At 72.6% G+C, this 6,726-nt stretch carries 7 protein-coding genes; 3 read left to right on the top strand and 4 right to left on the bottom strand.

Annotated features, from left to right (window positions below):
- Positions 1 to 120: 120 nt before the first annotated feature.
- The 3 genes from ACFV04_RS42890 to ilvA all read right to left on the bottom strand — a co-directional run bounded on the left by ACFV04_RS42890 (position 121) and on the right by ilvA (position 3,562).
- The gene (locus tag ACFV04_RS42890; RefSeq protein ID WP_380347421.1) at positions 121 to 978 is read right to left on the bottom strand and encodes an ABC transporter permease; all 858 of its coding nucleotides are present in this window, start codon (positions 976 to 978) and stop codon (positions 121 to 123) included.
- Between the two features lies 1 nt (position 979).
- Positions 980 to 2,059: an ATP-binding cassette domain-containing protein gene (locus ACFV04_RS42885; protein WP_380347422.1), complete on the bottom strand. Its 1,080-nt coding sequence runs from the start codon at positions 2,057 to 2,059 to the stop codon at positions 980 to 982.
- Positions 2,060 to 2,335: 276 nt separating this feature from the next.
- Complete coding sequence (gene ilvA, locus ACFV04_RS42880; RefSeq protein ID WP_380347423.1) at positions 2,336 to 3,562, bottom strand: threonine ammonia-lyase; 1,227 nt, start codon at positions 3,560 to 3,562, stop codon at positions 2,336 to 2,338.
- 123 nt (positions 3,563 to 3,685) lie between these two features.
- Between ilvA and ACFV04_RS42875 the strand changes: the two genes are divergently transcribed.
- On the top strand, positions 3,686 to 4,168 hold the full coding sequence (locus ACFV04_RS42875) for a MarR family winged helix-turn-helix transcriptional regulator (protein WP_380536513.1): 483 nt from the start codon (positions 3,686 to 3,688) through the stop codon (positions 4,166 to 4,168).
- A 21-nt stretch (positions 4,169 to 4,189) separates the two neighbouring features.
- Here ACFV04_RS42875 and ACFV04_RS42870 read toward each other — a convergent pair whose 3' ends face one another.
- Entirely contained in the window at positions 4,190 to 5,344 is a 1,155-nt protein-coding gene (locus ACFV04_RS42870) for a cystathionine gamma-synthase (protein ID WP_360260852.1), read from the bottom strand.
- Positions 5,345 to 5,513: 169 nt separating this feature from the next.
- Here ACFV04_RS42870 and msrA point away from each other — a divergent pair, with 169 nt between their 5' ends.
- The gene (gene msrA, locus ACFV04_RS42865; RefSeq protein ID WP_360260850.1) at positions 5,514 to 6,179 is read left to right on the top strand and encodes a peptide-methionine (S)-S-oxide reductase MsrA; all 666 of its coding nucleotides are present in this window, start codon (positions 5,514 to 5,516) and stop codon (positions 6,177 to 6,179) included.
- A gap of 138 nt (positions 6,180 to 6,317) precedes the next feature.
- Entirely contained in the window at positions 6,318 to 6,680 is a 363-nt protein-coding gene (locus tag ACFV04_RS42860; RefSeq protein WP_360260847.1) for a cupin domain-containing protein, read from the top strand.
- Positions 6,681 to 6,726: the final 46 nt, after the last annotated feature.

Here is a 6,726-nt window from a genome sequence, read left to right as displayed (position 1 = left end):
GAGTCGAGGACTCCGCGGCCGCCCTTCCGCGTTCCGGGCAGTGGCCGATCGGGCAGTGGCTCAGGCAGTGGCCGATCAGGCAGTGGCCGATCAGGCAGTGGCCGATCAGGCAGTGGCCGATCAGGCAGTGGCCGAACGGTACTTGCGCACCGACAGCCACGAGAACACGGCCGTGATGAGCACCGACCACATCACCGACACCAGCGCCGCGTGCTGCATCGGCCAGGCGCTGTCCACCGGTCCGACCTGGTTGCCGAACAGCACCCGGCAGGCCTGCACGGTGGCGCTGAACGGGTTCCAGTAGGCGACCCCCTGCAGCCAGCCCGGCATCGAGGAGACCGGCACGAAGGCGTTGGACACGAAGGTCAGCGGGAACAGCCAGATCAGCCCGGCCGAGGTGGCCGCCTCGGGGCTGCGCACCGACAGGCCGATCAGCGCGCCGATCCAGGAGAAGGCGTAGCCGAACAGGAGCAGCAGGCCGAAGGCGGCGAGCGCGTTGAGCACCCCGTCGTGGATCCGCCAGCCGACCAGCAGCGCGACCAGGCCCAGCACGACCACGATGAACGCGGTCTGCACGAGGTCCGCCAGGGTGCGGCCGACCAGCACCGCGGAGCGGGCCATCGGCAGCGAGCGGAAGCGGTCCACCAGGCCCTTGGTCATGTCCTCCGCGATGCCGGCCGAGGCACCGGCGGTGGCGAAGGTGACGGTCTGGGCGAAGATGCCGGCCATCAGGAACTGGATGTACGTGTGGGAGCTGGAGTCCGCCCCCGGGATCTTGATCGCCCCGCCCATGACGTACGAGAACAGCAGCACGAACATGACCGGCTGCATCAGGCCGAAGACGACGATCTCCGGGATGCGGGTCATCCGGCGCAGGTTGCGCTTGGCGACCACCCAGGAGTCGTGCAGGGTGGCGGACAGCCCCCGGCGCTGCCTGGGCATCGCCGCGCCGATGGCGTGCTCGGTGGCGGTGCTCATCTCAGCGCTCCTTTCCGGCCGCGACGGCCTGCTTGTCCGGTCCCCGGCTCCCGGCGTCGTCCGTGCCGCCGGGCTTGCCCTTGCCCTTGCCCTTGCCCCGCCCGCGCGCCTTGGGGTCGGCGCCGCCCTCCTCGGTCCCCTCCTCGGCGGCGTGGCCGGTGAGGGTGAGGAAGACGTCGTCCAGCGTCGGGCGGCGCAGCCCGATGTCGTCGATCTCGATCCCGCGGGCGTCCAGTTCGCGGATGGCGTCGGCGAGCACCCGGGCGCCGCCGCTGATCGGCAGGGTGATCCGGCGGGTGTTCTTCTCCACCGTCGGCTCGCTCAGCGCGTAGCCGGACATCGCCGCGACCGCGTCGGCGACCCGGCCGGGCTCGTGCACCACGACCTCGATCCGCTCGCCGCCGATCTGGGCCTTGAGCTGGTCGGCGGTGCCGCGCGCGATCACCCGGCCACGGTCGACCACCGCGATGTCGTGGGCGAGCCGGTCGGCCTCCTCCAGGTACTGGGTGGTGAGCAGCAGCGTGGTGCCCTGCTCGACCAGGGTCTCGATGACCTCCCAGAGCGCGAGCCGGTTGCGCGGGTCGAGGCCGGTGGTCGGCTCGTCCAGGAACATCACCGGCGGCCGGACGACCAGTGCGGCGGCGAGGTCCAGGCGGCGGCGCATGCCGCCGGAGTAGGTCTTGGCGGTGCGGTCCTTGGCCTCGGCGAGGTTGAACCACTCCAGCAGCTCCAGCGCGCGGGCCTTCGCGGCGCGGGTGCTCATCTGGTAGAGCTCGCCGACCATGGTGAGGTTCTCGAAGCCGGTGAGGTACTCGTCGACCGCCGCGTACTGTCCGGACAGGCCGATCAGGCTGCGGACCTTGTTGGGGTGCTTGAGGACGTCGACGCCGGCGACCACCGCGCGACCGGAGTCGGGGCGGAGCAGGGTGGTGAGGACCCGCACGGTGGTGGTCTTCCCGGCGCCGTTCGGGCCGAGCAGCCCGAGCACCGTGCCCTCGGGGACGTCGAGGCTGACGCCGTCCAGGGCTCGTACGTCGCCGAAGGTCTTCACCAGGTTCTCGGCTTGGATGGCTGGCGCCATGGCCTGCCTCATCTCCTCGGACGTATGGAGCGATCTGTCCCACTCTGCCCCGCTTTCGGGCGCGCGGGCGACTCGATTTTCGACCCGCGGGACTCGAACGCGATGTATCGCGAGTCTCCCAGTACGCGATATATCGCGTCAAGGGATGCAGCTCCGCCATCGTTCCAGGGAGAAGCCGCGCCGGACCGCAGCAACGACCGGCAATCAGGCCCCGAACCACCGGCAACTGGGAACCCGGTGGTCACTCCCGCCCCACTGGTCCCACGCGGCATCCGGTCAACCGGAGGAGGACTCGCCGGAGACGACGTACCCCGAGTCCCGCAGCTCGCCGACCACCGCCGCGCAGTGCTCCGGGCCCTTGGTCTCCAGGTGCAGGTCCACCTCGACCTCGGTCAGCCCCAGCCGCGGGTCGATCCGCACGTGCGCCACGTCCAGCACGTTGGCGTCCACCCTGGTCAGCACCGCCAGCAGGTCCGCCAGCGACCCCGGCTTGTCCGCCAGCCGCACCCGCAGCGACAGGTAGCGCCCGGCCGCCGCCAGGCCGTGCCGCAGCACCCGCTGCATCAGCTGCGGGTCGATGTTGCCGCCGGACAGCACCGCCACCACCGGCCCCTCGAAGGAGTCAGGCCGCTCCAGCAGCGCCGCGATCGGGGCCGCCCCGGCCGGCTCGACCACCAGCTTCAGCCGCTCCAGGCCGATCAGCAGCGCCCGCGACAGTGCGTCCTCGGAGACCGTGCGGATGCCGTCCGCCAGCGTGTTGACCACCTCGAAGGGGATGTCGCCCGGGCGTCCGACCATGATCCCGTCGGCCATGGTGGCGACGTGCTGCAGCGACACCGGCCGCCCGGCCGCCAGCGAGGGCGGGTACGCGGCCGCCCCGGCCGCCTGCACCCCGACCACCCGGACGTCCGGCCGCAACGGCTTGACCGCCGCCGCGATCCCGGCCAGCAGCCCGCCGCCGCCCACCCCGACCAGGATGGTGCGCACCTCGGGGCACTGCTCCAGCACCTCCAGGCCCACGGTCGCCTGGCCGGTGACCACGTCCCAGTGGTCGAAGGGGTGGATGAACACCGCGCCGGTCGCCTCCGCGTACCGCTGCGCGGCGAGCAGCGCCTCGTCCACGGTGGCGCCGTGCAGCCGCACGTCGGCGCCGTACTCGCGGGTGGCCGCGACCTTCGGCAGCGGCGCCGCGACCGGCATGAACACCGTCGAGCGCACCCCCAGCAGCGCGGCCGCCAGCGCCACGCCCTGGGCGTGGTTCCCGGCGCTCGCCGCCACCACCCCGCCGGCCCGCTGCACCGGCGAGAGGCCCGCGATCCGCACGTACGCCCCGCGCAGCTTGAAGGAGCCGGTGCGCTGGAGGTTCTCGCACTTCAGGTGGACCGGTGCGCCGATCAGCCCGGACAGGTACCGGCTGCCCTCCATCGGGGTCACCCGGGCGATCCCGGCGAGCATCTTCTGGGCGCCGCGGACGTCGTCGAGGGTGATCGGCCAGTTGTGCATGTCGCCAAGGTTAGAGGTCCGGACGGCGGCAATCCGGCACGCCGGGCCTGTTCCCGGGTCCGCCGCGCCCGCGTACGCTGCTGCTTCCGAGCCTCCCTCGCCGCACGACGATCGTGAGCCGCGATGACGACGACCTCGCCCCAGGCCACCGACCGCACCGACCCCGTGCACGCCCAACTCCAGTACCAGCTCGCGGTGTTCGCCCGCCGCATGGAACAGGTCCGGACCTCCGGCGGCGGGGTCGGAGCGCTGGACCGGGCCGCCTACCTGCTGCTCGACCGACTGGAGCGGCACGGGCCGGCCAACGTCAAGGCGCTGGCCGAATCGCTCGGCGTGGACTCCTCCACGGTGACCCGCCAGGTCGCCCCGCTGGTCGCGGCCGGGCTGGTCGGCCGGGTGCAGGACCCGGCCGACCGGCGCGCCGTGCGGCTCGCACTGACCGCCCGCGGCTCCGGACGCCTCGACGAAGTCCGGGACGGACGGGCCGAGTTGACCCGCCGCCTGATGGCCGACTGGCCGGAGGAGGAGCAACGGGCGTTCTGCGCCCTGCTGGCCCGCTTCAACCACGCGATGGAGTCCTACACGGCGGACCAGCAGGGGCAGTGAACCCCGAGAACCCCGACGGGCTCAGCCCAGCGCCTGCTCGAGGTCGGCCAGCAGGTCGTCGATCGACTCGATGCCGACCGAGACGCGCACCAGGTCGGACGGCACCTCCAGCGCCGAACCGACCACCGAGGCGTGGGTCATCCGGCCCGGGTGCTCGATCAGCGACTCGACGCCGCCCAGCGACTCGCCGAGGGTGAACAGCTGCGCGCGGTTGCAGACCTCGACGGCCGCCTCCTCGCCACCCGCGACCCGGAACGAGACCATGCCGCCGAAGGCCTTCATCTGCTTGGCCGCGATGTCGTGGCCGGGGTGCTCGGGCAGGCCCGGGTACAGCACCTGGCTGACCTTGGAGTGGCCCGCCAGCAGCTCGGCAACCTTCTCCGCGTTGGCGCTGTGCCGGTCCATCCGGACACCCAGCGTCTTTATGCCGCGCAGCACCAGCCAGGCGTCGAACGGGCCGGAGACCGCGCCCATCGCGTTCTGGTGGTACGCGACCTCCTCGCCGAGGGTCGCGTCGGCCAGCACCAGCGCACCGCCGACCACGTCCGAGTGGCCGCCCATGTACTTGGTGGTGGAGTGCACGACCGCGTCCGCGCCGAGCGCGATCGGCTGCTGCAGGTACGGGCTGGCGAAGGTGTTGTCGACCACCAGCAGCGCGCCGGCGCCGTGCGCGATCTCGGCGAGCGCGGCCAGGTCGGTGATGCCCAGCAGCGGGTTGGACGGGGTCTCCACCCACACCGCGCGGGTGTTGGGGCGGATCGCCTCGCGGACGGTGGCCAGGTCCTGGGTGTTGGCCACGGAGAACTCGACGCCCCAGCGGGTCAGCACCTTGGCGAACAGCCGGAAGGTGCCGCCGTAGGCGTCGTTGGGGATCACGATGTGGTCGCCCGGCTTGAGGATGGTGCGCAGCAGGGTGTCCTCGGCCGCCAGGCCGGAGGCGAAGGCGAGGCCGCGGGCGCCGCCCTCCAGCGCGGCGAGGCACTCCTCCAGCGCGGTACGGGTCGGGTTGGCGCTACGGCTGTACTCGTAGCCGCCCCGCAGGCCGCCCACCCCGTCCTGCTTGTAGGTGGACACCTGGTAGATCGGCGTGACGACGGCCCCGGTCTGGGGGTCTGCTTCCTGACCCGCGTGGATGGCGAGGGTCTCGAAGCCCTGGGGAAGCTGGTGCTCGGTCATGGCTCCGAGCCTAGTGGCCGTACGTCGGCGCGCTCGCCGGAACCGGGAGCACTGGCGGAAACCGCCGCCGCCGCGGGCCGCCGCCGTCCGGAAGTACCGCTCCCGGAATCCGGGAGCCGTTCCGTGCGTTGAATCCGGGGCAACCCTCCCTACCCCGCAGGAGCAGGCCGTGCTGTTCAACCGCCACAAGACCTCGCTCGTCCCCGCCGACCAGGCGCTGCCCGGCCGGGCGGCCCCGTCCTTCGAGCTGCGGGACCCGCACACCGTGCTCGGCCACCCGCTGCCCGGCCCGTACCCGGAGGGGCTGGAGGTGGCCGACTTCGGGCTGGGCTGCTTCTGGGGCGCCGAGCGGACGTTCTGGCGGCTGCCCGGCGTCTGGACGACGCTGGCCGGCTACCAGGGCGGCTACACCCCGAACCCGACGTACGAGGAGGTGTGCAGCGGGCTGACCGGGCACACCGAGGCGGTCCGGGTGGTCTACGACCCGGCGGTGGTGTCGTACGAGCGCCTGCTGAAGACGTTCTGGGAGGCGCACGACCCGACGCAGGGAAACCGCCAGGGCAACGACGTGGGCACCCAGTACCGCTCCGCCGTCTACACCCACTCCCCCGCCCAGGCCGAGGCCGCGGCGGCCACCAGGGACGCCTTCCAGCCGGCCCTGACCGCGCTCGGCTACGGTCCGATCACCACCGAGATCGCCCCGGCCGGCCCGTTCTTCCCGGCCGAGCCGTACCACCAGCAGTACCTGTCGGAGGCCAAGAACCCCAACGGCTACTGCGGCCTCGGCGGCACCGGCGCCGCCTGCCCGATCGGCGTGGCCCGCACCCGGGGCTGACCCGCTCCGCGCCACCCGGGGAGCGGGCCACCCCACGTGACCGCTCCCCGATCCGGGCGCAGACTGGAAGGGCCAGCAGGGGCGGTGCGGCCACCGCCGGCGACCGGGCCGTCCTCCCTGCGGGGAGAGGAGTGCGCCATGTCCGGTCTGGTCCGCAAGAGCTTCGAGGATCCCGAGGAAGTCCGTCCCTTCGAGGAGGGCACGGGCGAGCTGCGCCTGGTCAACCTGGACGCCGGCCCGGTGGGCCGGGCCGTGTTCGAGCCGGGCTGGCAGTGGTCCAAGCACGTGAAGCCGATCGCCAAGACCGACAGCTGCCAGGCGGCCCACACGGGGTACGTGGTCTCCGGCCGGATGAAGATCGTCATGGACGACGGCCAGGCGGAGGAGTTCGGCCCCGGCGACTACATGATCTGCGCACCCGGGCACGACGCCTGGATCCTGGGCGACGAGCCGTGCGTGGTCATCGACTGGCAGGGGTTCGCGGACTACGCGAAGCGCTGATCGAACGCGGACCCGGCTCCCCGGGCGGACGCGGGAACGGTCCGGC

This window comes from Kitasatospora sp. NPDC059599 (genome assembly GCF_042735125.1).
Lineage (GTDB): Bacteria > Actinomycetota > Actinomycetes > Streptomycetales > Streptomycetaceae > Kitasatospora.
The sequence above is the reverse complement of the archived record's forward strand: the minus strand, read 5'-3'. Positions and strand labels throughout refer to the sequence as shown.